The sequence below is a fragment of the Mesorhizobium calcicola genome (assembly GCF_042682105.1).
In the GTDB taxonomy this organism is placed as follows: domain Bacteria; phylum Pseudomonadota; class Alphaproteobacteria; order Rhizobiales; family Rhizobiaceae; genus Mesorhizobium; species Mesorhizobium calcicola.
Genome location: NZ_JBHUGY010000001.1, coordinates 1 through 19,807, shown reverse-complemented (window position 1 = coordinate 19,807; position 19,807 = coordinate 1). Strand labels below are relative to the sequence as shown.

Sequence of the window (19,807 nt, the reverse complement as noted above, 5' to 3'; positions counted from 1 at the left end):
CGGATCACATTTCGATCAGCGGATCGGCGGGGCGTATTGCAGGCCGCCCTTGGTCCACAGCGCGTTGATGCCGCGGGCGATCTTGAGCGGGCTGCCGGAGCCGACATTGCGGTCGAACATTTCGCCGTAGTTGCCGACGGCCTTGACGATGTTGACGACCCAGTCATTGGAAACGCCCAGATCGGTGCCGATCTTGGTATCGGCTTCCTGGCCGAGCACGCGCTTGATCTCCGGGCTGGCGGAGCCCTTCATTTCGTCGACATTGGCCTTGGTGATGCCGAGTTCCTCGGCGTCGAGCAGCGCGAAATAGGTCCACTTGACGATGTGGTACCACTGGTCGTCGCCCTGGCGCACGGCCGGTCCGAGCGGCTCTTTCGAGATGATCTCGGGCAGCACGACGTGGTCGGCCGGCGCGCCCAGCGTCAGGCGAATGCCATAAAGACCCGACTGATCGGTGGTGTAGACGTCGCAACGGCCGGCGTCATAGGCGGCGTTGACCTCTTCCAGCTTCTCGAAGACGACCGGGTTGTACTCCATCTTGTTGGCTTTGAAATAGTCGGCGAGGTTGAGTTCGGTGGTCGTACCGCTCTGCACGCAGACGGCGGCGCCGGAAAGCTGCAGCGCGGAATTGACGCCCGGCAGCTTCTTGGCATTGATCATGAAGCCTTGACCGTCATAGTAGGTGGTGCCGACGAAGTTCAGGCCAAGTGCGGTGTCGCGGTTGATGGTCCAGGTGGTGTTGCGCGACAGGATGTCGACCTCGCCGGACTGCAGCGCGGTGAACCGCTCCTTGGCGCTGAGCGGGGTGAACTTGACCTTGGTGCCGTCACCAAAGACGGCGGCCGCGACAGCGCGGCAGAAATCCGCGTCAATGCCTTGCCAGTCACCCTTGTCGTCCGGCGCCGAGAAGCCAGCCAGGCCGGTCGAGACACCGCACTGGATGAAGCCTTTCGCCTTAACGGTGTCGAGCGTCGATGCCGAGGCGGCAGACGCCATCAACCCAAGCGTGGCGGCGCCAAGAATGCCGATAGCAATATGTTTCATGACCCACAGACCCTTTTCTCTGTTTTTTCAGGCAAACCCTGATCCTTTCCCGTGTGAACGCAGCTCCCATTCCGGCCCATACCGGAACCCCGCATCGCAACCGACGCGCCGCCTCCCATTCACGAACGGCATCGAAGGCGATAATTCCCGTGAGGTCAAGGAAAATGACCGAATTCGAAAGAGTTTGAAAACCAACAGCCGCAAGTGCCTGAATTGCAGCCAAGGGCACCAGGAAATTAGCAAGCCGCGCAAACAAAATCGGCAAAATCCGGTCGGCGCGGATCCGGAATCCATCCGGCGGATTTACTGCGCGTTGCTGAATTCATCCCGGGATGAATTGGCATATCCAAAGACTGTCACATGGCGAGCGACAGGGCAGCATGGCCGTGCAGCCGCGGATCGGGAGGAGCAAGCTCAGAGTGCTTGAACGACCAGCCATACACCGATCGCCGCCATCAGCGCGCCAGAGATGCGCGGGATCAGCTGCCCGGTCGGGACGGTCTTCTCCAGGAGAATGAGGATCGCGATGCCGGCGATCCACAGCACGTTCATGACGCCGCCGACGAACAGGAGCGTCATCAACGCCCAGCAGCAGCCGAGGCAATAGGCGCCATGATCGATCCCGAATCGAAGCGCACCAAGCGGATCGGAGCGGAACCCGCCATGACTGGCCAGAAATGCGATCGGTGCCTGGCATTGCCGCAGGCAGACACCCTTCATCGGCGTCCATTGATAGAGGCCGGCGGCGATCAGAACGAGGCCGCCGAGAACCGTACTGTTGGTTGCCATCGTCGGGTTCAGCAAGGTGAGACTGGCCAGCAGCCATTGCGCGCCGGTCGCCGCCACGCTGAAGGCAACCCAGACGAGCAGATAGCCGGTAAAAAACCATGCCGTCGATGCGATGGGCCGGCCACCCGCCCGCGCCTTGCGACCGACCCCGGCATAGAGCAGCACCATCGGCGCGACCGACGGCGTCATCATGCCAACCATCATGACGGCCCACATGGCGAAGATGAACGCGAAATCGGCTGGCGCCCAAGCCCGGAAGCCGGGCGCCACCGCAGCGCCCATGTCCATGCCGCCCATGTCCATACCCGACATGTCCATGCCAGCCGTGCCGCCGCTCGCGGCGCTCGGTGTGGCGGCATCCGGCATGGCCATGTCGGCGGCGAGCCACAGGACATAGGCCCACGCGAGCACGGCAATGAGGACGAGCGCGGCCGCCACGACCGTGCGGTCGCGCCGCAGCACCGCCTCGAGGGCCGTGTCGCTCATTGGATCAGGTCAATGCACGATGCCGCTTTGCGAGAGGTGCAAATTGGCGAAATGGCTGTGCGAGTCCGCCACTTCAAACTTGATCGGGCCGGTTGCCTTGGTCCAGCCGCGCCCGACTTCGGCAAGCGAATATTCGAAACCATGTGTCAGGTCGATGCGCGCCCGATGCTCTGCGCCGGTGACAGGATTCTTGATCGGCTCGCCGTGGCCCGAGGCTACGCCCGGCACGTCCAGGCGAGCCGCTCGGGCATCGACGTCGACTTCGAAGTCTATTGCCGCGAAGATCGGATCGTGAACCGTTTCGAGCGTTGTCGAAAAGACCTGGAATATGGTCGCACCGGGTTCGGTGTCCTCACCGCTGAGAATGCGAAGCAGCGCTCCGCGCTGCGCCTCGGTCGCCCGCTCGTCAATGACCACTGCCGCCTCGCCCTTGCCTTGGTGGATTGCACCGGGCCAGCGAAAGACACCGGCAAAGCGCAAGCCATCCAGCTTGGTGTCGCCGTGATAGCCGCTTTCGATTTCCACGCCGATCACCGCCCGGCAGGATCCATGCGTCGGCAAGGCGTTGAACTGGCACGGGCAGCCATAGGCGCAGTTGCAGTTGACGAACTCGCGCGCCTTGATCATCCACTTGACGTCGGTCATCGTATTACTCCCCTTGGCTGCATGCATTTCTCTGCAAACGAAATGTCTCTGCAAGCGAGATGCCCGGATCGCAGGGATTCAGGAGGTCAGCCGGGAATGATCATCCGGCGGCGTCTTGATCGAGGCAGTCCGGCGATAAATATTAGGACTTGATTATATATCTTTCCCGACCGTCTTCAATGGTCGATCGACCCAAGGGCGCAGTGCGTTCGGACCGGGGCAGGACTGCGCGCCTTCAACCAGACGACTTGGTACATCCGAAGTCGGTTCCCTGGCGGGTGCAGGCCGGTTGCACGGCGATTGCCGCCGCACTATGGCTAGCGCCTTGTCGAACAAGGCGAAGAAGAATGGCGAAAGACGGCGACGGCCACGTTAGCGGCAGGATGGGCATCAACACGCGGCTTGCCCATTCGGGCAACAATCCGCATGACTATTTCGGCTTCGTCAACCCGCCGGTGGTGCATGCCTCGACCGTGCTTTATCGTGACGCGGCGTCGATGGCGGCGCGCAGCCAGAAATATACTTACGGCACGCGCGGCACGCCGACGACCGACGCCCTTGCCCACGCCATAGACGCACTGGAAGGTTCGGCCGGCACGGTCGTGGTGCCTTCGGGCCTTGCGGCGGTGACCGTGCCGCTGCTCGCCTTCGTGTCGGCGGGCGACCATCTGCTGATCGTCGATTCCGTCTATCATCCGACGCGCAACTTCGCCGACACGATGCTGAAGCGGCTGGGCGTCGAGGTCGAGTACTACGCCCCCGATGTCGGCGCCGGCATAGCGGCGTTGATCAAGCCCAACACCAAGGTGGTGTTCACCGAATCGCCGGCCTCCAACACGTTCGAGCTGCAGGACATCCCGGCCATCGTCAAGGCGACGCACGCCGCGGGCGCCATCGTCATGATGGACAATACCTGGGCGACGCCGCTGTACTTCCGTCCGCTCGATCACGGCGTCGACATCTCGATCCATGCGGCGACGAAATATCCAGCCGGCCATTCCGACGTGCTGCTTGGCACGGTCTCGGCCAACGAAGGCTGCTGGAACCAACTCTACGAAAGCTTCTGTACGCTTGGCTGCTGCGCCGGACCCGACGATGTCTATCAGGTGCTGCGCGGCCTGCGCACCATGGGTGTGCGCCTGGAGCACCATCAGCGCAGCGCGCTCGCCATCGCCTCCTGGCTTGAGGGTCAGAAGGGCGTGGCGCGCGTGCTCCACCCTGCCCTTCCCAGCCATCCGGACCACGACCTGTGGAAGCGCGACTTCTCCGGCTCGAGCGGCATCTTTTCCATCGTGCTTGCTGGCGGTGGCCAAAAGCAGCAGCACGCCTTCCTCGACGCGTTGCAGATCTTCGGCCTCGGCTATTCCTGGGGCGGCTATGAGAGTCTTGCCGTGCCGGTTTGGCTCGGCGACCGCGTTGTCGCGAAAGCTCCCTATGAGGGGCCTTTGATCCGCTTGCAAATCGGTCTCGAGGATGTCGAAGACCTGAAGGACGACATTCTGCGCGGCCTGACCGCCGCGGCGGCGGCCTGAACGATCAGGGGCACCTGCCAAACCGATTCGAGGACCAGCGCCTGCATCTCGAAAAACGAGTGAGAGGCTCGCATCGAGATATGGAGCCCCCAGACGGCACCGTGACGGATGTAGCGGTCCTATCGAGGAATTCTGTTCCTATAGACCGCCGCTTCGCGGATCAGTTTGGCTTTCAAATTCGGCGACGCCACGTCATTGCGGTGCGATCATCACGGTTTTCGACTTCCTCTGGAATGCCTAGAGAGTTTCCAACGTCATGGCCTTTCGCCTCTTTGTTCCCATTCTTGCCGGTGCGACGCTGCGCGAGCGCATCATCGCCTGCATCGGCGCGACGATCGGCATCGCGCTGACCGGCGCGATCGGCGGTCTGGCGCTCGGCAACGGCCCGCATGTGCCGCTGCTGGTGGCGCCGATGGGAGCGTCGGCCGTGCTCCTGTTCGCGGTGCCGGCCAGTCCGCTGGCACAGCCATGGTCGATCATCGGCGGCAACACGATATCGGCACTGGTCGGCGTGATCGTGGCGCATTTCATCCACGAAACCGCCCTTGCCACCGGCATCGCGGTGGCGCTGGCCATCGCCGCCATGTCGTTCTCGCGCTGCCTGCATCCGCCGGGCGGGGCGGCCGCCCTGACCGCCGTGTTGGGAGGGCCTGCCGTCATCAGCGCCGGCTTCCTGTTTCCATTCGTGCCGGTGGCACTGAACTCGCTTCTGCTGGTGGCGCTCGGCTACGGCTTCCACAAGCTGGCCGGGCGCAATTACCCGCACATGCCGGCTCCAGCACCGGCGAACAGCCACGGCACCGTCGATCCGCCGGCGCAGTTGCGCGTCGGCTTCCAGCCCGAAGACATCGATGCCGCGCTTGGCGCGCTTGAAGAGACGTTCGACATCGATCGCAACGATCTCGACCGGCTGCTGCGGCAAGTCGAATTGCAGGCGATGGTGCGCGCGCACAAGAACCTTGTGTGCGCTGACATCATGTCGCGCGATGTGATCTCGGTCGACGAACACACGCCTGCCGAGGCGGCGCGCCAATTGCTGCTTGACCACAACATCCGCACCTTGCCGGTCGTCAACGCAGAGGCAAGGCTGGCAGGCACCGTGGGACTGCGGGAACTGGCGCTGGCCTCCGGCACGGTTGGATCCGTCATCTCGCCCGCCGCGACAGCCGCCGCCGATTTCGCCGCCATGGGTCTGCTGCCCGTGCTCACCGACGGCCGCAGCCATGCGGTCATCATCGTCGACGACGACAGGCGGATTCTCGGGCTGATCACCCAGACCGATCTGCTGGCGGCCACGGCGCGCCTGCAAGGTGCTGACAAGCCTTCGCCGGAAGCGGTACGGTAGCCACCGCCGACCCTGGCGAAAACCGCCGGGAACTTTTTGCCGGCAATGCCATCCAATCTCTCAATCGGGTCCGAGATTGGGTTGAGGAACTGGCCATGCCTGCTGTCTCGACGGCCATGCCTTCTGCTGCTTCAGGCGACATGCAGCTCGTACGCCGCGCCCTGGCGCGCGAGGGCGACGCTTTCCGCACCATCATCAAGACGCACAACCAGAGGCTCTACCGTATCGCCCGCGGCGTGGTGCGCAATGACAGCGAGGCCGAGGACATCGTGCAGGAGGCCTATGTCAGGGCCTTCGCCCATCTCGATGCGTTTCGCGGCGATTCCTCGCTCGCCACATGGCTGTCGCGCATCGTCATCAACGAGGCGCTCGGCCGTCTGCGCAAAAGGCATAGAACGGTGGCAATGCCGGAAAATCCGCAAGCCGAGATCATCCGATTTCCCCTCAACCCGAGCGACGATCCGGAGCGGACGATGGCGCAACGGCAGATCCTCCAGCTGGTCGAACAGGCCACCGACAGCCTTCCCGATGTCTACCGGACGGTATTCGTGGCGCGGGTGATCGAAGGGCTGAGCATCGAAGAGACCGCCGATGTTCTCGGCGTGCGGCCACAAACCGTCAAGACGAGGCTGCACCGCGCCCGCGCCCTGGTGCGCAAGGCGCTGGACGACCAGATCGGGCCGGTGCTGCTCGATGCGTTCCCCTTCGCCGGCCGGCGTTGCGAAAGGCTGACCAGCGCGGTGATGCGGCGGCTCGGCCTGGAAAGCTGACTTTTCGCCGGTTCCTTGGGAACGTTTGCCGCTGCCCGGCATCCAATGAGCGTCAACCAAGAAACACTGTCCGGCGCGATTCCAGCGCCCGGGCGAAGGAGATGCCATGCTTATCCGACACACCGCTGCCCTGGCCGCCATGCTGCTGCTTGGCACTGCCCCGTTCGCACAAGCGGCCGACAAGCCGACCGATCCACAGATCGCCCACATCGCCTACACGGCCGGGGTGATCGACGTCGAAGCCGCCAAGCTGGCGATCGAGAAATCGAAGAACAAGGACGTCGTGGATTTCGCCAACGACATGGTGCGCGACCACGAGGCCGTGAACGTGCAGGCGCTCGACCTGGTCAAGAAACTGAAGGTGACGCCGGAAGACAACGCCACCAGCCAGGCGCTGAGCAAGGCGGCCGCCGAAGAAAGGGCCAAGCTCGCCACGCTTGAGGGTGCTGCCTTCGACAAGGCCTATGTCGACAACGAGGTCGCTTACCACAAGCAGGTCAACGGCGCGCTTGAAACGTTGCTCATCCCTTCGGCCAGCAATGCCGAACTGAAGAGCCTGCTGGAAACCGGCCTGAAGATATTCCAGGGCCATGAACAGCATGCCGAACACGTCGCCGGCATGCTGAAGTAAGGACCGTGAGCATGCCGAAACACCATCCGTGGATTGCGTTGACACTGGCCATCGGCATCGTTCCGGCACAGGCTGAAACCATCCAGGTCACCATCGACAAACTGGTGTTCTCGCCAGCCGCCGTCGAGGCCAAGGTCGGCGACACGATCGAGTGGGTGAACAAGGACGTGTTCGCCCACACGGCCACCGTCAAGGGCGGCTGGGAGGTGATGATCCCGCCGAAAAAGTCCGGGAGCCTCACCCAGCGGAGGGCCGAGACGGTCGACTATTTCTGCCGTTTCCACCCCAACATGAAAGGCCGTTTGGTGGTGGCGCCCTGATCCTGCGCCAACGAGGCCCGCCTGGCCTCGTCAGGCCGCGCGACATGCGAGCCGTCATAGCGTGGCTCGCGGCGCGTTAGCCAGGCATCGAGCCCTTCGCGCAGGTCGGCGGTCGGAACCATGCGGGCGAACTGCTCGGCCTCGACCAGCAGGCCTTCGGCAATGCCCTGGTTGAGGCCGCGCGCCACCGCCGTGAGGATGCTCGCGACCGCCAGATCGGAGTGCCGCAGGATACGCTTGGCCAGGCCGATCGCGGCCGGCATCAAATCGCCATGCGGCACCACCTGGTTGACGAGGCCAAGCTCAAGGGCGCGCTGCGGCGGGAACCAGTCGCCGGTCAAAAGCAGTTCGAGCGCTCGCTTGCGCCCGGCGAGCCTGGGCAAGCGCTGCGTTCCGCCAAAGGTCGGCGGCATCGCAAGGTTGATTTCCGGCTTGGCGAACAGGGCGCGTTCGCTGGCAATGGCAAGCGGTACGGCCTCGGTGATTTCGCAACCGCCACCAAAGGCAATGCCGTTGACGGCGGCAATGACGGGTTTGCGGAGTGCTTCCAGCCTTGCCGTCAGCCGCTGCCCGCGCGCAACGAAGTCACGCATCACGACATCGGCGCCAAGCGCCACACTGGTCGAGAATTCATGGATGTCGCCGCCCGCCGAAAACGCCCGCTCCCCTGCTCCGGTGAGAATGACCGCCCGGACGCCGTCATCGACTTCAATGTCGTCCAGGACCGCAAGCAGGCGATCGATCAGGGCATAGTTCAACGCGTTGAGTTTCTCGGGCCGGTTGAGGGTGAGGATGGCAATACCATCCCTGGTCTCCTTAAGGACAAGATCGGTCATTTTGGCTTCCTTCTCAGCATGCTGATGGGTCGGAAGGTTACGCCCTTTGCCGCTTGTGTATATTCACTAGTCGGTATACGTAGGCTGATGCCTGAAGCGCAAAGCCCTACCCGCAAACGCATCGTCGATGCCGCGACAAGACTGTTTTACGCGGAAGGAATCGGCCGCGTCAGCGTCGATGCCGTCGCCGAGGCAGCGGGGCTCACCAAGCGAACGCTTTATTACCACTTCAAAAGCAAGGACGACCTGATCGCCGCCTATCTCGATGGCCGCGACCAACCCAATCTGAAGCGGATGGCCGGCTGGTTCGATGCCGCCGAGGGCGGACCGGATCGCAAGGTCGAGGCCATCTTCACCAATCTGGCGAGGGCCGCTCACCATCCGAAATGGAAAGGATGCGGCTTCCTGCGCACGGCCGCGGAACTCGCCTCGATGCCCGGACATCCGGCGATCAAGGTCGGGTCGCGGCACAAGTCAAATTTTGAAACATGGCTGGCCGGCGCATTGTGCGACCGGGGCGTCGAGGAGCCGCAAGCCTTGGCGCGCGAGATCGTGCTCCTGATAGACGGCTCCTTTTCGATCATGCTGATCCACCGCAACCCCGATTATATCGAGGCAGCCGGACGCGCCGCGGCGACGCTTGTCCGGGCGCGAATTGCAAGCAACCAGGTCTAGAATCCAAACGCCAACCATGCCGTGCCGGCCACCAGCGTTATCAGCGTCAGCGGCAAGCCGACCTTGAAGAAAGCACCGAACGACAGCTGCGTGCCGGCGGTCCTTGCCTGCTCGGCGACGATCAGGTTGGCGACCGAACCGAGCAGCGTGAAATTGCCGGCCAGGGTCGAACTCATGGCGACGACCAGCCAGGCACGCTCGGGGTTTTCAAGGCCGGGTATGAAGGGCCTGAGCGCCAGCACGGCCGGGACATTGCTCATGACGTTGGAGAGCACCGCGGTGAAGCCGGACAGCCGCCAGACATCGTCCAGCCCGAGATTCCTTGCCGAGGCGATGATGTCTGATGTCAGCAGCGTCTTTTCGGCGCCGGCGACGACCACGAACAGACCGGCGAACATGAACAGCAGCGGACCGTCGATCTCGCGGTAGATGCGTTCCGGTTTGATGGCACGGGTGAGCAAGAGGATGGCGCCGCCGAGGAGTGCCGCCTTGGCGACGGGCACACCGGCGAAGAAGGCGACGGCCAGTCCGATGCAGACCACCACCGCCTTCAGCACCTGTCCCTTATGCATGCGGCCACGCGAGACCTCTGGGGTCAATTGGACCGTGCGGGCGAATTCGGCCCGGTAGACGATGCGGATGATAACAATGACCGCGACGAGGCCAAACAGGGCGACCGGAGCGAGTGCCGCCGAAAAGGCCGGATAGGAAATACCCGACAGTGCGCCGATGACCATGTTTTGCGGATTGCCGGTGATGGTGGCGACGCTGCCGCAATTCGACGCGGTGGCGGTGGCGATCAGATAGGGGATGGGGTTGCGCTTGATGACGCGGGTGACGTGGACGACGATCGGCGCCATCACCAGGCAGATGGCGTCGTTGACCAGGAAGGCCGACAGCACGCCGGTCAGAAGCGTCACCATGACCAGGAGCATAAACGGCGCATGCGCGTGCTCGATGGCGATGGCGCCGAGGCCGCGAAAGGCGCCGGAGACCTTCAGATGCGCGACCACGATCATCATGCCGAGCAGAAGCGTGATGGTGTCGAAATTGATGGCGCGGTAGGCATCCTCCATGCTGACCGCGCCTATGGCGATCATCGCGGCCCCGCCGAGCAGCGCGATCCCCGCCCGATCGAGGCGCAGGCCCGGGATGCGGCCAATGGCGACACCGGCGTAAGTCAGGACCAGGATCAGCAGTGCCGCCGCGCCCATCAGTGTCATCGGTAAGAAGTCCTGCTCTGCCAGTGGCGCGCCGCTGCCCGTCCGCCGCGATGGTTCGTTTGCATGCCGGCTTTAGCGCGATGTCGAGATCGATGACAAACAGTCAGGGCATTTTTGTTGCGCCGGGGATGTCCGCAAAGCCCAGGGGATAACGTGCCGCTAACGCAGATAGAAATCCAGCCGCTGTCGAAGCGCCTGCGGGGAAAACAGCTGCTCAACGGTCCGCCGCGCCTCGCGACCCACTGTCGTCCGCAGCCCCGGATCGGCCTTGAGGTCGGCCAGGATGCGCGCCGCCTGTTGCGTCGTCTCGAACAGAAAACCGTTTTCGCCATGCCTGATATAGTCAGCGTAGCCGCCATGCGAATGGCAGACCACAGGCAAACCACAGGCCATCGCTTCGAACACAACCCGGCCGAACGTCTCCACATGCGAGCCGGTGCGATAGTAGAACGCGTCGAGCGTCGGCAGGAACTCTTCAGCGGCAAATTGGCCCTGTGGCAGGAGTTCGAGTTGTGGATGCGGTTCGAGCCTGTCCTTGAGCACCATCCCGCCCTGAATCCGCAGCGCGACGCCACTCGCCAGCAGTGCTTCGTAGAGTGGCACATCGTCCGTATGATGTTTGTCCGTGGTGTCGCGGCTCAATCGTCCCAGCGTGAACGGACGACCCGGCTTGGCCGGTTGCGGTAAAAAACGTTCGATATCGATAGGCGACGGATGCACGGCGCCATCGACCCGCAGCGTGCGTTTTTGAAAATCGGAAATCAGCACCAGTTCGGCGTCGGACCAGTTCAGCATGCGGGGCATGCGCGTCGTCAGCGCGATGACTTTCGGGTGAAAGGTATTGAAGACATAGATCAGCCGCCGTGGCCGCGGGATCAGGTAGGGCCATATCTTGTTGCGCCAATGCGCGCCGAGGAAGATGTAAGTGCCGCCGTCCGGCACATTCCACCTTGGCAGCGAGATGCGGCGAACCGGAAACTGCCGCATCAACTCGCCGGACACCCTGGAGGAGGTTGCCCACAAACGCACCTCGGAGTCGGCGCTCAGCAGCCGGTACAGTTCCAGGGCTTCGAGGTCACTGCCGCCAAAGGGATCCTGAAAGCCATTGAACAGATGAATCATAGTTGCATAGTCGCCGCGCTGATCTTGCCTGAAGTGTGCCGCCATTCGTTCGCCGGCATCGAGGACGACCGTAACTGGACGTTTGGGGAATTCGAGAAAGCCGCAACGTTTTCCAGCGGAGACACCCAGCGCGGAGGAAGCACGGCGATAAGGGAACGTCAAGGAAGCGGTCCACGCCAGCTTTCCTTCACCGCACGGTGGCGATCCTCGGTTGCGGGCAAGAAAAAGGGCCGCCGAAGCGATGCCGTCCGAGTGCCCAAGGTTCTCGTCTCCAACCGCGAGAGGGCGCGATGGTTCAAGGTTGCGATGACGCCCTTGTTGTCAATGCATCGTGGTGATGGTGGGCAAAGGCGCCACAGAGGCACCTGCCGGATCGAAGCTGACTTGATCGCGCCCGTTCGACTTGGCCGTGTAAAGCCGTCTGTCGGCCGCCACGAAAATCTCTTCGTAGGTGGTCGGCCCCGAAAAGCTTGTGCCGCCGATGCTGACGGACAATTGATATGGCCGCCCGCCTGGAGAAAAGTCCATCTCGCGGATGCGCCGGCGAATGCTTTCGGCGACCACCCAGGATTGCGAGGGATCGACGCCAGGCAGAAACACGCCGAATTCCTCGCCACCGATGCGGCCGACGACGTCACCGCCGCGCAGTTGCCCTTTGATCGCCTGCGCTATCAGCTTGAGCGCCTGGTCGCCGCAGTCATGCCCGAGCCGGTCGTTGATCAACTTGAAATGGTCGGCGTCGATGATCAGCAGCGCCCCCGAATTGGTCTGCTCCTGCTTGCGGGTCTGCTCGAGATAGGCTTCGACCAGCATCGAGAAGGCGCCGCGGTTCAGCACCGCCGTCAGGCTGTCGGTCGCGGCGACGATGCTGAGCTCGCGCTGGGCGATGGCCAGCTGGCGGATCTTCCACATGAGAAAAAGCAGAAACGAGCCGCCCAGCACCAAAGGCAGCATCAGATCGGTCAGCTGCGCGCGCCACACCGCCTCGGCCGAAAGATAGGGGAAATTGAAGGAATCGACGAAGAACGCCACGGCAATGAAGAATGCCGTACCGGCTGCCGTGACAGCGATCACCCTGCCCCAGCTCGTCGGCGACAGATCGAGCTTCATCGCATTCACTCCGTTAGGCGCCGCTACTATGACGCACCAACGCAAACAAATTGATAAGACTTTCCTTCCAATTCGATATCGGCGGGCGCGGCAGCCGCAGATCAACGGCCGCCCGCGGCAGCCGTGCTCGCTCCCGCGGTGAGAACAGCCGCTTTGCTGGACTTCGAACTGATGCAGGAAATCCTGAATGTCAGCGGTTGGGCGCCGGTCGACCCAGCGCCTCGACAACGAAGGATGCCGCGATCAAGTCGTCGGCATCCAGTCGTAGGGAGCCGTCGCCTGCCCCCATGATGGCGGCGACCTTGTGAAACGTTTTCATCTCATGGTCGGAAATTTCGGCATCCTGCATTCTGGCCTTGAGGTCAGCGATACGCCGCCCCAACGCAGGGGACGTTCCAATTTCACGTTTCGACATAGCCTGGCTTCTCCTCCCCCAACCCGCACTTGTTTTACCCCACCCCATTCGTCGGCCCACACGTTGCCCTTTATGAGGCGCCGCGAATACAAGGCCCCGAACGCATGGTCGGAGCTAAGGTTCCACGCTCGCCGGATCACGAAATAATTCCGGATCGCTGCGCCGAATGGATGGCAAGCCCAGGCTCGATGCATTGGGATCGTGGCGCCGGCAGTCGCGATATGACAGATCTAGCGGCTCTGATGAGGTCAATTGGCGCAAGCCATTGAAATAATTGGCGATCCCGACAGGATTCGAACCTGTGACCATCGGCTTAGAAGGCCGGTGCTCTATCCAGCTGAGCTACGGGACCGCTGGCCGGCTGCTGGGCCGGCTGGATACTTTGCGCACGAGCCGCCGGTCAATGCGTCCAGGGCGTCCTGCGGTCATAGCGGAAATTCTCCGCATAGGAAATCTGGCGGCGCTTGGCCTCTTTCGGCTCCTCGACGCGGTAGGCGAGCCCTTCCTTTTCGGCATAGGCCACCGCCTCTTCCCTGGTATCAAAGGTGAGCCTGACCTGGCTTCTCATGTCTCCGGACGTCGTGTAGCCCATCAGCGGATCGATCTTCTTGCGCATCTCGGGATCGAATTCGAGCACCCAATGGCCGGTCTTGGCCTTGCCGGACTGCATCGCGGTTTTGGCTGGGCTGAAAATGCGCGCGGACATGGCCACCTCGTTGTTGTGCAAGGCAGCATCGCCGCCCTTCGCCCGTCATTACTGCGCAATGCGCACGGCGGCAAGGTTTTTGCACTTGCCATGCAACACTGAAATGAATAGGCAACAGACCGTTCGGAGTGTAGCGCAGCCTGGTAGCGCATCTGGTTTGGGACCAGAGGGTCGGGAGTTCGAATCTCTCCACTCCGACCATCCTCTCAAAAAAATGCAATGTCGGCGCCACTGGCGCGATTGTATGGGCACGTTGCGCCGATTCCGGTTGCAGGCCTTGGCCCCGACCGGAAATCCTAGATCTCGAACTCGCCCTGCCCCTCGTCCATGGCGCTGACGGTCTCCGCCGCGAGTGCGCGCGTGATCGGCGTCTTGCGCTCGAGCGCGGTGCGGTCCAGCCGTTCCACCACGCGCATCGCGGTCGCCAGCGAGCGCTCGATGCGGCGGACCAGATACTGCACCACATGCGGCTCGACCTCGACCTGGCGGTCGGCGAACAGTTTGGTGATGACGCCAGCAAGCAGCAGGTCGTCAGGCTCATGGATCTCGACCGTCGCCGCCGCTTTCAGCCGCGAGGCGAGATCGGGCAGCGCAACACCCCAGGCCGCGGGAAAGCGCCGCGCTGTCAGGAGCAGCGCCGAGCCGGCACCACGCACCGCATTGATCAGATGGAACAGGCCTTGCTCGTCGACCGCCCCGGTATCGACATCGTCGATCAGCGCCGGCCTGGCACCGAGGTTGGCGATGCTGTCACCGATACGCCTGGCGTCGACCGCCATTGCATTGGCGCGCGCCCGCCATATGGAGGCGAGATGCGTCTTGCCGGAGCCGGCGGGACCGGCCAGCACCACCACCGGCGAAGGCCAGTCCGGCCAGCGGTCGACGAGCGCCACCGCCTGGGCATTGGTGCCGGAGACGACGAGCTCGTCGCGCGAATAGCCGGTGCCATGGCCGAGATCGAGCGGCAACTGGCGCGGCGGGTCGGTTTTCTGGTCGCTCATGCAGGCTCAGCCATGCGCGCCGGCAAGACACCTGGTCACCGGCCGTATCATGGCTTGATGGCCTTGCGACGATCGGCCGGGAACTCCGGCGCAGTGCTGCCGTGCCCCTTGTAGAGCGGCGATTCGAGATAACGGGCTATGGCAAACCGCACCAGCACTGCAACTGCGGCGGAAGCCGGTACGGCAATCAGCAGGCCGACGAAGCCGAACAGCGCGCCGAAGGCAAACAGCGAGAACATCAGCCACACCGGATGCAGGCCGACGCTCTTGCCGACCAGCCGCGGCTGCAGGATGTTGCCTTCGATGAACTGGCCGATGAAGAACACCACCGCAACGGCGACGATCATCGTCCAGTCCGGCCAGAACTGGACGAAGGCAACGCCGACGGCCAGCACCAGCCCGGTCAGCGAGCCGACATAGGGGATGAAGGAGATCAGCCCGGCGAACAGGCCGATGAGGATGCCGAAATTCAGCCCGGTCAGCGTCAGCCCGGTGGCATACATGGCGCCCAGCACCAGGCACAGCGTGCCCTGGCCGCGCACGAAGCCGGCGGTGGCGGTGTTGATGTCCTTGGCGATGGCGCGCACCGTCGCGACATTGTCGCGCGGCACCCAGCTGTCGATGACCGCCACCATGCGGTCCCAGTCGAGCAGCATGTAGAAGGCAACCACCGGCGTCACCACGAACAGGCTGACAACCGAGACCAGCGCCACGCCGGAACTCCAGATCGAGGTGAAGACCGTGGTGAGCAGGCCGAAGCCGGAGGTCAGCAGTGAATTCAGCCCGTCGCGCAAGCCATTGGCGTTGACGCCGAATTTCTGTTCCAGCCATTTCGGATCAAACGACGTGATCAGGCTCTGCAGCCGGGTCAGATATTCCGGCAGTTTGCCAGCAAAATCGGCCATCTGCGTCGCCAGTACCGGAATGAGGATGACGAAGGCCAGCACCAGCACGATGAGGAAGGTGATGAGGATGACCACCGTGGCCATGAAGCGGGACAGGCCGAGCCGCTGCAGCCGGTCGGCGACGGGATCGAGGAAATAGGCAAGCACCATGCCTGCAACGAAGGGCAACAGGATGTTGCTGAAGACATAGAGAAAAAGCGCGAGCACCGCGGCGCCGGCGAGCCAGAAGAAGATCTGCCGGCGGAAGGCGGAGGACGCGGCAAGATCGGCAGCCGCAGCCTCTATCACTGCCGCTTCTCTCTCAGATGTCCTGATTGGAGCCTTCGCCATAGCCGCTCATATGCCTCAGCCAAGCCACGAGATAGGCCGCGGCCGAAGCCACGGTCAAGACCCCGGACAGCAATATGAGGGCCGGCCTCAGCGGGTCGAGGTGAACGACAAGGGCAAGTTCGCCCAGCACAACCGCTGCCAGCACGATCTGGATGGCGGTGTTGGCCTTCGACACGAAAAGCGGCTTCATCTCGACCGGGTGGGCCATGACGGAGGACAACAGAACCGCGCAGACGATCAGCGCATCGCGCGACACCATGGTGACGACAAGCCACAGCGGCAATTGCCCGATGAAGCCCATGACGACGAACACGGAAACCAGCAGCAGCTTGTCGGCCATCGGGTCGAGATAGGCGCCGAGCCTGGACTGCTGGTCGAAACGGCGGGCGATGAAGCCGTCGACGCCGTCGGAAATGCCGGCAACGAGGAACCCGGCAAAGGCCCAGTCCCAGCGCGCCTGCAGCATCGCCAGCACCACTGCTGGCACCAGAACAAGGCGCAGGATGGTGATCAGGTTGGGGATGGTCAAATGCGTGCCTGCCGGGTTGCTTGCTGATACATGATGGAGACGTAGGACCGGCGCAAGGGAGAGGCTGCCATTCTCTCGACGTGGGCGAGATTGGCGGTTTCAGCACCTGCTCCCCACGCTTTTATCAGGGGGCAAAACTCCTGCATCCCTTCCGTTATCCTTGCGGACCGAAACCGTTCATGCGAAGAGCCCGCAAACGAGCAGGAAAATTGCGATGAGCAAGCGCGAAACAGGCCAGCCCAAAACGGGCAAGCGCAAGAACGGGCTCACCTATGCCGAGGCCGGCGTCGACATCGATGCCGGCAATCTGATGGTCGAGAAGATCAAGCCGCTGGTGCGCGCCACGCGCAGGCCGGGGGCCGATGGCGAGATCGGCGGCTTTGGTGGCCTGTTCGACCTCAAGGCGGCCGGCTTCACCGATCCGGTGCTGGTGGCCGCCAATGACGGCGTCGGCACCAAGCTCAAGATCGCCATCGATGCCGGCAAGCACGACACGATCGGCATCGATCTCGTCGCCATGTGCGTCAACGACATCGTCGTGCAAGGTGCTGAACCGCTGTTCTTCCTCGACTATTTCGCCACCGGCAAGCTCGATCCGGACCAGGGCGCCGCGATCGTCGGCGGCATTGCCGAGGGCTGCCGGCAGGCCGGCTGCGCGCTGATCGGCGGCGAGACGGCGGAAATGCCCGGCATGTATCACGACAACGACTACGACCTGGCCGGCTTCGCGGTGGGCGCGGCCGAACGCGGGCAACTGCTGCCCACCGACGATATCGTCGAGGGCGACGTGCTGCTTGGGCTCGCCTCCTCGGGCCTGCATTCGAATGGTTTCTCGCTGGTGCGCCGCATCGTCGCCGTCAGCGGCCTGGCGTGGGGCGATCCGGCGCCGTTCAACGACGAGGCGACTCTGGCCGAGGCACTGCTCGAGCCGACCCGCATCTACGTCAAATCGATCCTCAAGGCCATTCGCAACACGCATGGCATCAAGGCGCTTGCCCACATCACCGGCGGCGGCTTCCCGGAAAACATTCCGCGCGTGCTACCCAAGGATTTTTCGGCCGAACTCGACCTCGAGGCGATCGACGTCCCCGCGGTGTTCTCGTGGCTGGCCAAGACCGGCGGCGTGGCGCCGGAAGAGATGATGCGCACCTTCAATTGCGGCATCGGCATGATTTTGGCGGTCGCTTCCGGCCAGGCGGCGCAGGTCGCCGCCGTCTTGCAGGAAGCCGGCGAAACGGTGACGCCGATCGGCCGCATCGTGCCGCGCCGCAATGCCGGCGTCATCTATCGGGGCTCGATCGGCCTATGAGCGCGCAGAGAAAACGCACCGTCGTCCTGATCTCGGGACGCGGCTCCAACATGACCGCGCTGATCGCGGCGGCCAGCGACCCGGCCTTCCCGGCCGAGATCGTCGGCGTCATTTCCGACAGGGCGGACGCCGCGGGCCTCGGCATCGCCAAGGCGCGCGGCATCGCCACCCAGGTCATTCCCCGTGGCGACCACGGCAGCAAGCAGGCGCACGACGCCGCGATCGACACGGCGCTTGCGGCATTCAATGCCGAGATCGTCGCGCTGGCCGGCTATATGCGCATCCTCACCCCCGGCTTTGTCCAGAAGTGGCAGGGCCGCATGATCAACATCCACCCTGCCCTGCTGCCGGCGTTCAAGGGGCTCGACACCCATGTGCGCGCGCTGGCCGCCGGCATGCGCATCCATGGCTGCACGGTGCATTTCGTCACGTCCGAGATGGATGACGGCCCGATCATCGCGCAGGCGGCCGTGCCGGTGATGGTCGGCGACAATGCGGATGCGCTGGCTGCCCGTGTGCTGAAGGCCGAGCACCGGCTCTATCCGCTGGCGCTGGGGCTGGTCGCCGAAGGCAAGGCGCGCATGGAGGCCGGCCGCACGGTGCTTGCCCACTTCGCCGACGATGCCGACAACGCCACCTCGGTGGTGATGGCGCCCGACCCGCTGCGCGAGGAAGCCGACCTCGAGCAGTTGGCGCGCATCACGCCTTAGGTCCGGCTCGGTCAGCACTTGAACGATTGGCGCTATCGGGCAATCTGGTGGCGAGGATCGGACGGAGTAAACGAGTCTGCGGTTGCCGCGTACTTTCCCGACTTATGAATGACGCTTCCAAACCCATCGGCGATTGGCAGCAGCCGAATTATTGAGTTCTGACCCTAACAGCGGTAGCATCTATTGCCACCCTTCGTTCAAGGAGACGGTTCGATTGAGACGGTCGAGGAAGTCAGCTTTGCAGGATTGCCTCAGCCGCCTAGCGATGGGGAGGTGGAGAGGCTTCGATTGGCATGGTTGGAAGGGCTGGCCAGCGGCCCGTCCGCTACTTTAGATATCGACAACATTAAGCGCAAAGCACGCGCCGACTGGGCAGCAACCGTGGTCCCGAACAAAGCCAATGAGGCAACTGCTTCTCCTGCGCCACGCAAAATCGAGCTGGGGCGATCCTGGTCTCGCTGATTTCGACCGGCCGCTCGCCGGACGCGGATTGAAGGCGGCCCGATTGATGGGGCGCGAGCTTGCGGCGCGCGACTGGCTGCCGGACCTGGCACTGGTGTCGGCGGCGCTGCGATCCCGCGACACCTGGCGGCTGGTGGCGGCGGAACTGCCTGCGCATCCCCGGGTCGCGTTCGCCAATGCGCTCTATGACGCTTCGGCAGCGGATATTCTGAGCCAGATACGTCAGGCCAGTGCTTCGGGCGGCAGCTTGCTGGTGGTCGGTCACAATCCGGGCCTGGAAGATCTGGCGAACCAGCTTGCCGCGCCGGAGTCGGAGGCCAAGGCGCGCAAGAGGCTCGAGGAAAAGTTCCCAACTGCCGCCCTTGCGCGCTTCGTTTTCGAGGGAGATTGGTCCGGCCTGTCCTCGGCCCGGCTGACTCATTGTCTGTGGCCGAGGGATTTAGCCTAGAATCCAATGCCGGACAGGTGCGGCTGTTCAGACCCGCCGCACAGCCGCGGACATTAATTGCCCCAGATGCCCTGGCCGGGTTCGGGCCAGTCGGTGGTGGCTTTCGTCTTGGGATCGGCAGCCTTGTACCCAGCCATGTCCGTGTTGTAGACCGCGCCAGTGACGGCATGATCGACGTTGGCAACGGGGGCAACCGTCTGGCTGGCGTTGTTGGAGCCATAGTGGTCGCTGCCGGCAAAAGCGCTGCCCGTGGCAACGACGATGGCGGCGGCGGCGAGAGCAATCCTGTTCATGTTCAAGTCTCCTGGTTCTTCCGTTAGGCGGCGTCTTGGGAGGACGGTTCCGCTAACGACAAGACCCCAGTCAGTTCGGCTTTATTCCTGGACACTGAACTTTTTTGCCGACTGCGAAGATCGGCTCGCCCGGCGCACGCGGTAGCTGGTGGCTATCCTTGTGCGCAAAAA

Annotated in this window: 23 protein-coding genes and 2 tRNA genes; 11 read left to right on the top strand and 14 right to left on the bottom strand. The window is 63.3% G+C overall.

Features of this window, described 5'->3' with window-relative positions; genetic code table 11:
• Positions 1-15: 15 nt before the first annotated feature.
• Positions 16-1,044 carry an amino acid ABC transporter substrate-binding protein gene (locus tag ACFSQT_RS00125; protein WP_379016417.1) on the bottom strand — a complete coding sequence of 343 codons (1,029 nt, stop codon included), beginning with the start codon at positions 1,042-1,044 and terminating at the stop codon, positions 16-18.
• Here ACFSQT_RS00125 and ACFSQT_RS00120 point away from each other — a divergent pair.
• Positions 1,043-1,471: a hypothetical protein gene (locus ACFSQT_RS00120; protein WP_379016416.1), complete on the top strand. Its 429-nt coding sequence runs from the start codon at positions 1,043-1,045 to the stop codon at positions 1,469-1,471. The two genes, ACFSQT_RS00125 and ACFSQT_RS00120, sit on opposite strands and share 2 nt — an antisense overlap.
• On the opposite strand, the gene ACFSQT_RS00115 is transcribed toward ACFSQT_RS00120, so the two are convergent.
• Together ACFSQT_RS00115 and ACFSQT_RS00110 are read right to left on the bottom strand one after the other, a co-directional pair.
• The gene (locus ACFSQT_RS00115) at positions 1,459-2,319 is read right to left on the bottom strand and encodes a DUF2182 domain-containing protein (protein WP_379016415.1); all 861 of its coding nucleotides are present in this window, start codon (positions 2,317-2,319) and stop codon (positions 1,459-1,461) included. The genes ACFSQT_RS00120 and ACFSQT_RS00115 overlap by 13 nt on opposite strands.
• Positions 2,320-2,328: 9 nt before the next feature.
• Positions 2,329-2,964, bottom strand: coding sequence for a DUF1326 domain-containing protein (locus ACFSQT_RS00110; protein ID WP_379016414.1), 636 nt, complete (start codon positions 2,962-2,964; stop codon positions 2,329-2,331).
• A 347-nt stretch (positions 2,965-3,311) separates the two neighbouring features.
• Between ACFSQT_RS00110 and ACFSQT_RS00105 the strand changes: the two genes are divergently transcribed.
• From ACFSQT_RS00105 to ACFSQT_RS00085, 5 genes are all read left to right on the top strand, one after another.
• Positions 3,312-4,496 (top strand): cystathionine beta-lyase, encoded by a 1,185-nt coding sequence (locus ACFSQT_RS00105; protein WP_379016413.1) that lies wholly within the window; start codon positions 3,312-3,314, stop codon positions 4,494-4,496.
• A 256-nt stretch (positions 4,497-4,752) separates the two neighbouring features.
• Positions 4,753-5,841 (top strand): HPP family protein, encoded by a 1,089-nt coding sequence (locus ACFSQT_RS00100; protein WP_379016412.1) that lies wholly within the window; start codon positions 4,753-4,755, stop codon positions 5,839-5,841.
• Between the two features lie 95 nt (positions 5,842-5,936).
• Positions 5,937-6,611 (top strand): RNA polymerase sigma factor, encoded by a 675-nt coding sequence (locus ACFSQT_RS00095; RefSeq protein WP_379016410.1) that lies wholly within the window; start codon positions 5,937-5,939, stop codon positions 6,609-6,611.
• Positions 6,612-6,717: 106 nt separating this feature from the next.
• Positions 6,718-7,242, top strand: a complete 525-nt coding sequence (locus tag ACFSQT_RS00090; protein ID WP_379016409.1) for a DUF4142 domain-containing protein — start codon at positions 6,718-6,720, stop codon at positions 7,240-7,242.
• An 11-nt stretch (positions 7,243-7,253) separates the two neighbouring features.
• A complete protein-coding gene (locus tag ACFSQT_RS00085) occupies positions 7,254-7,562 on the top strand; it encodes a cupredoxin domain-containing protein (RefSeq protein ID WP_379016408.1) in 309 nt (102 codons plus the stop codon).
• Here ACFSQT_RS00085 and ACFSQT_RS00080 read toward each other — a convergent pair.
• Complete coding sequence (locus ACFSQT_RS00080; RefSeq protein WP_379016407.1) at positions 7,508-8,398, bottom strand: crotonase/enoyl-CoA hydratase family protein; 891 nt, start codon at positions 8,396-8,398, stop codon at positions 7,508-7,510. The two genes, ACFSQT_RS00085 and ACFSQT_RS00080, sit on opposite strands and share 55 nt — an antisense overlap.
• An 87-nt stretch (positions 8,399-8,485) precedes the next feature.
• Here ACFSQT_RS00080 and ACFSQT_RS00075 point away from each other — a divergent pair, with 87 nt between their 5' ends.
• On the top strand, positions 8,486-9,073 hold the full coding sequence (locus tag ACFSQT_RS00075; protein WP_379016406.1) for a TetR/AcrR family transcriptional regulator: 588 nt from the start codon (positions 8,486-8,488) through the stop codon (positions 9,071-9,073).
• On the opposite strand, the gene ACFSQT_RS00070 is transcribed toward ACFSQT_RS00075, so the two are convergent.
• The 6 genes from ACFSQT_RS00070 to ACFSQT_RS00045 all read right to left on the bottom strand — a co-directional run bounded on the left by ACFSQT_RS00070 (position 9,070) and on the right by ACFSQT_RS00045 (position 13,649).
• Positions 9,070-10,296 carry an anion transporter gene (locus ACFSQT_RS00070; RefSeq protein ID WP_379016404.1) on the bottom strand — a complete coding sequence of 409 codons (1,227 nt, stop codon included), beginning with the start codon at positions 10,294-10,296 and terminating at the stop codon, positions 9,070-9,072. The two genes, ACFSQT_RS00075 and ACFSQT_RS00070, sit on opposite strands and share 4 nt — an antisense overlap.
• 159 nt (positions 10,297-10,455) lie before the next feature.
• Positions 10,456-11,580: a glycosyltransferase family 4 protein gene (locus tag ACFSQT_RS00065; protein WP_379016402.1), complete on the bottom strand. Its 1,125-nt coding sequence runs from the start codon at positions 11,578-11,580 to the stop codon at positions 10,456-10,458.
• 159 nt (positions 11,581-11,739) lie between these two features.
• Complete coding sequence (locus ACFSQT_RS00060; protein ID WP_379016400.1) at positions 11,740-12,528, bottom strand: GGDEF domain-containing protein; 789 nt, start codon at positions 12,526-12,528, stop codon at positions 11,740-11,742.
• A 190-nt stretch (positions 12,529-12,718) separates the two neighbouring features.
• Positions 12,719-12,943: a hypothetical protein gene (locus tag ACFSQT_RS00055; protein ID WP_379016399.1), complete on the bottom strand. Its 225-nt coding sequence runs from the start codon at positions 12,941-12,943 to the stop codon at positions 12,719-12,721.
• A 275-nt stretch (positions 12,944-13,218) separates the two neighbouring features.
• Positions 13,219-13,295, bottom strand: a tRNA-Arg gene (locus ACFSQT_RS00050).
• A gap of 48 nt (positions 13,296-13,343) precedes the next feature.
• The gene (locus ACFSQT_RS00045) at positions 13,344-13,649 is read right to left on the bottom strand and encodes an ETC complex I subunit (protein ID WP_379016397.1); all 306 of its coding nucleotides are present in this window, start codon (positions 13,647-13,649) and stop codon (positions 13,344-13,346) included.
• Positions 13,650-13,773: 124 nt separating this feature from the next.
• Between ACFSQT_RS00045 and ACFSQT_RS00040 the strand changes: the two genes are divergently transcribed.
• Positions 13,774-13,850: transfer RNA gene (locus ACFSQT_RS00040), tRNA-Pro, on the top strand.
• Positions 13,851-13,945: 95 nt separating this feature from the next.
• Here the strand turns inward: ACFSQT_RS00040 and hdaA are convergent.
• Genes hdaA through ACFSQT_RS00025 form a run of 3 tightly spaced genes read right to left on the bottom strand, consistent with a single transcriptional unit; the run spans position 13,946 to position 16,414 of the window.
• Positions 13,946-14,650 carry a DnaA regulatory inactivator HdaA gene (gene hdaA / locus ACFSQT_RS00035; protein WP_379016395.1) on the bottom strand — a complete coding sequence of 235 codons (705 nt, stop codon included), beginning with the start codon at positions 14,648-14,650 and terminating at the stop codon, positions 13,946-13,948.
• Between the two features lie 47 nt (positions 14,651-14,697).
• Complete coding sequence (locus ACFSQT_RS00030; RefSeq protein ID WP_379016394.1) at positions 14,698-15,885, bottom strand: AI-2E family transporter; 1,188 nt, start codon at positions 15,883-15,885, stop codon at positions 14,698-14,700.
• The gene (locus ACFSQT_RS00025; RefSeq protein ID WP_379016393.1) at positions 15,857-16,414 is read right to left on the bottom strand and encodes a CDP-alcohol phosphatidyltransferase family protein; all 558 of its coding nucleotides are present in this window, start codon (positions 16,412-16,414) and stop codon (positions 15,857-15,859) included. Before ACFSQT_RS00025 ends, ACFSQT_RS00030 begins: the two co-directional genes overlap by 29 nt.
• Positions 16,415-16,628: 214 nt before the next feature.
• Between ACFSQT_RS00025 and purM the strand changes: the two genes are divergently transcribed.
• The 3 genes from purM to ACFSQT_RS00010 all read left to right on the top strand — a co-directional run bounded on the left by purM (position 16,629) and on the right by ACFSQT_RS00010 (position 19,343).
• Positions 16,629-17,723 (top strand): phosphoribosylformylglycinamidine cyclo-ligase, encoded by a 1,095-nt coding sequence (gene purM / locus ACFSQT_RS00020; protein WP_379016391.1) that lies wholly within the window; start codon positions 16,629-16,631, stop codon positions 17,721-17,723.
• On the top strand, positions 17,720-18,433 hold the full coding sequence (purN, locus tag ACFSQT_RS00015) for a phosphoribosylglycinamide formyltransferase (protein WP_379016389.1): 714 nt from the start codon (positions 17,720-17,722) through the stop codon (positions 18,431-18,433). Before purM ends, purN begins: the two co-directional genes overlap by 4 nt.
• A 400-nt stretch (positions 18,434-18,833) precedes the next feature.
• Complete coding sequence (locus tag ACFSQT_RS00010; protein WP_379016388.1) at positions 18,834-19,343, top strand: SixA phosphatase family protein; 510 nt, start codon at positions 18,834-18,836, stop codon at positions 19,341-19,343.
• A gap of 53 nt (positions 19,344-19,396) precedes the next feature.
• Here the strand turns inward: ACFSQT_RS00010 and ACFSQT_RS00005 are convergent, their stop codons facing one another.
• Entirely contained in the window at positions 19,397-19,636 is a 240-nt protein-coding gene (locus ACFSQT_RS00005; RefSeq protein ID WP_379016387.1) for a DUF680 domain-containing protein, read from the bottom strand.
• Positions 19,637-19,807 lie beyond the last annotated feature (171 nt).

Excerpts from the sequence above, each read along its gene's own strand:
- ACFSQT_RS00120 (WP_379016416.1), top strand. The coding sequence starts at position 1,043 with ATGACCCACAGACCCTTTTCTCTGTTTTTTCAGGCAAACCCTGATCCT.
- ACFSQT_RS00125 (WP_379016417.1), bottom strand. The coding sequence starts at position 1,044 with ATGAAACATATTGCTATCGGCATTCTTGGCGCCGCCACGCTTGGGTTG.
- ACFSQT_RS00115 (WP_379016415.1), bottom strand. The coding sequence starts at position 2,319 with ATGAGCGACACGGCCCTCGAGGCGGTGCTGCGGCGCGACCGCACGGTC.
- ACFSQT_RS00110 (WP_379016414.1), bottom strand. The coding sequence starts at position 2,964 with ATGACCGACGTCAAGTGGATGATCAAGGCGCGCGAGTTCGTCAACTGC.
- ACFSQT_RS00105 (WP_379016413.1), top strand. The coding sequence starts at position 3,312 with ATGGCGAAAGACGGCGACGGCCACGTTAGCGGCAGGATGGGCATCAAC.
- ACFSQT_RS00100 (WP_379016412.1), top strand. The coding sequence starts at position 4,753 with ATGGCCTTTCGCCTCTTTGTTCCCATTCTTGCCGGTGCGACGCTGCGC.
- ACFSQT_RS00095 (WP_379016410.1), top strand. The coding sequence starts at position 5,937 with ATGCCTGCTGTCTCGACGGCCATGCCTTCTGCTGCTTCAGGCGACATG.
- ACFSQT_RS00090 (WP_379016409.1), top strand. The coding sequence starts at position 6,718 with ATGCTTATCCGACACACCGCTGCCCTGGCCGCCATGCTGCTGCTTGGC.
- ACFSQT_RS00085 (WP_379016408.1), top strand. The coding sequence starts at position 7,254 with ATGCCGAAACACCATCCGTGGATTGCGTTGACACTGGCCATCGGCATC.
- ACFSQT_RS00080 (WP_379016407.1), bottom strand. The coding sequence starts at position 8,398 with ATGACCGATCTTGTCCTTAAGGAGACCAGGGATGGTATTGCCATCCTC.
- ACFSQT_RS00075 (WP_379016406.1), top strand. The coding sequence starts at position 8,486 with ATGCCTGAAGCGCAAAGCCCTACCCGCAAACGCATCGTCGATGCCGCG.
- ACFSQT_RS00070 (WP_379016404.1), bottom strand. The coding sequence starts at position 10,296 with ATGACACTGATGGGCGCGGCGGCACTGCTGATCCTGGTCCTGACTTAC.
- ACFSQT_RS00060 (WP_379016400.1), bottom strand. The coding sequence starts at position 12,528 with ATGAAGCTCGATCTGTCGCCGACGAGCTGGGGCAGGGTGATCGCTGTC.
- ACFSQT_RS00055 (WP_379016399.1), bottom strand. The coding sequence starts at position 12,943 with ATGTCGAAACGTGAAATTGGAACGTCCCCTGCGTTGGGGCGGCGTATC.
- ACFSQT_RS00045 (WP_379016397.1), bottom strand. The coding sequence starts at position 13,649 with ATGTCCGCGCGCATTTTCAGCCCAGCCAAAACCGCGATGCAGTCCGGC.
- hdaA (WP_379016395.1), bottom strand. The coding sequence starts at position 14,650 with ATGAGCGACCAGAAAACCGACCCGCCGCGCCAGTTGCCGCTCGATCTC.
- ACFSQT_RS00030 (WP_379016394.1), bottom strand. The coding sequence starts at position 15,885 with ATGGCGAAGGCTCCAATCAGGACATCTGAGAGAGAAGCGGCAGTGATA.
- purM (WP_379016391.1), top strand. The coding sequence starts at position 16,629 with ATGAGCAAGCGCGAAACAGGCCAGCCCAAAACGGGCAAGCGCAAGAAC.
- purN (WP_379016389.1), top strand. The coding sequence starts at position 17,720 with ATGAGCGCGCAGAGAAAACGCACCGTCGTCCTGATCTCGGGACGCGGC.
- ACFSQT_RS00010 (WP_379016388.1), top strand. The coding sequence starts at position 18,834 with ATGAGGCAACTGCTTCTCCTGCGCCACGCAAAATCGAGCTGGGGCGAT.
- ACFSQT_RS00005 (WP_379016387.1), bottom strand. The coding sequence starts at position 19,636 with ATGAACAGGATTGCTCTCGCCGCCGCCGCCATCGTCGTTGCCACGGGC.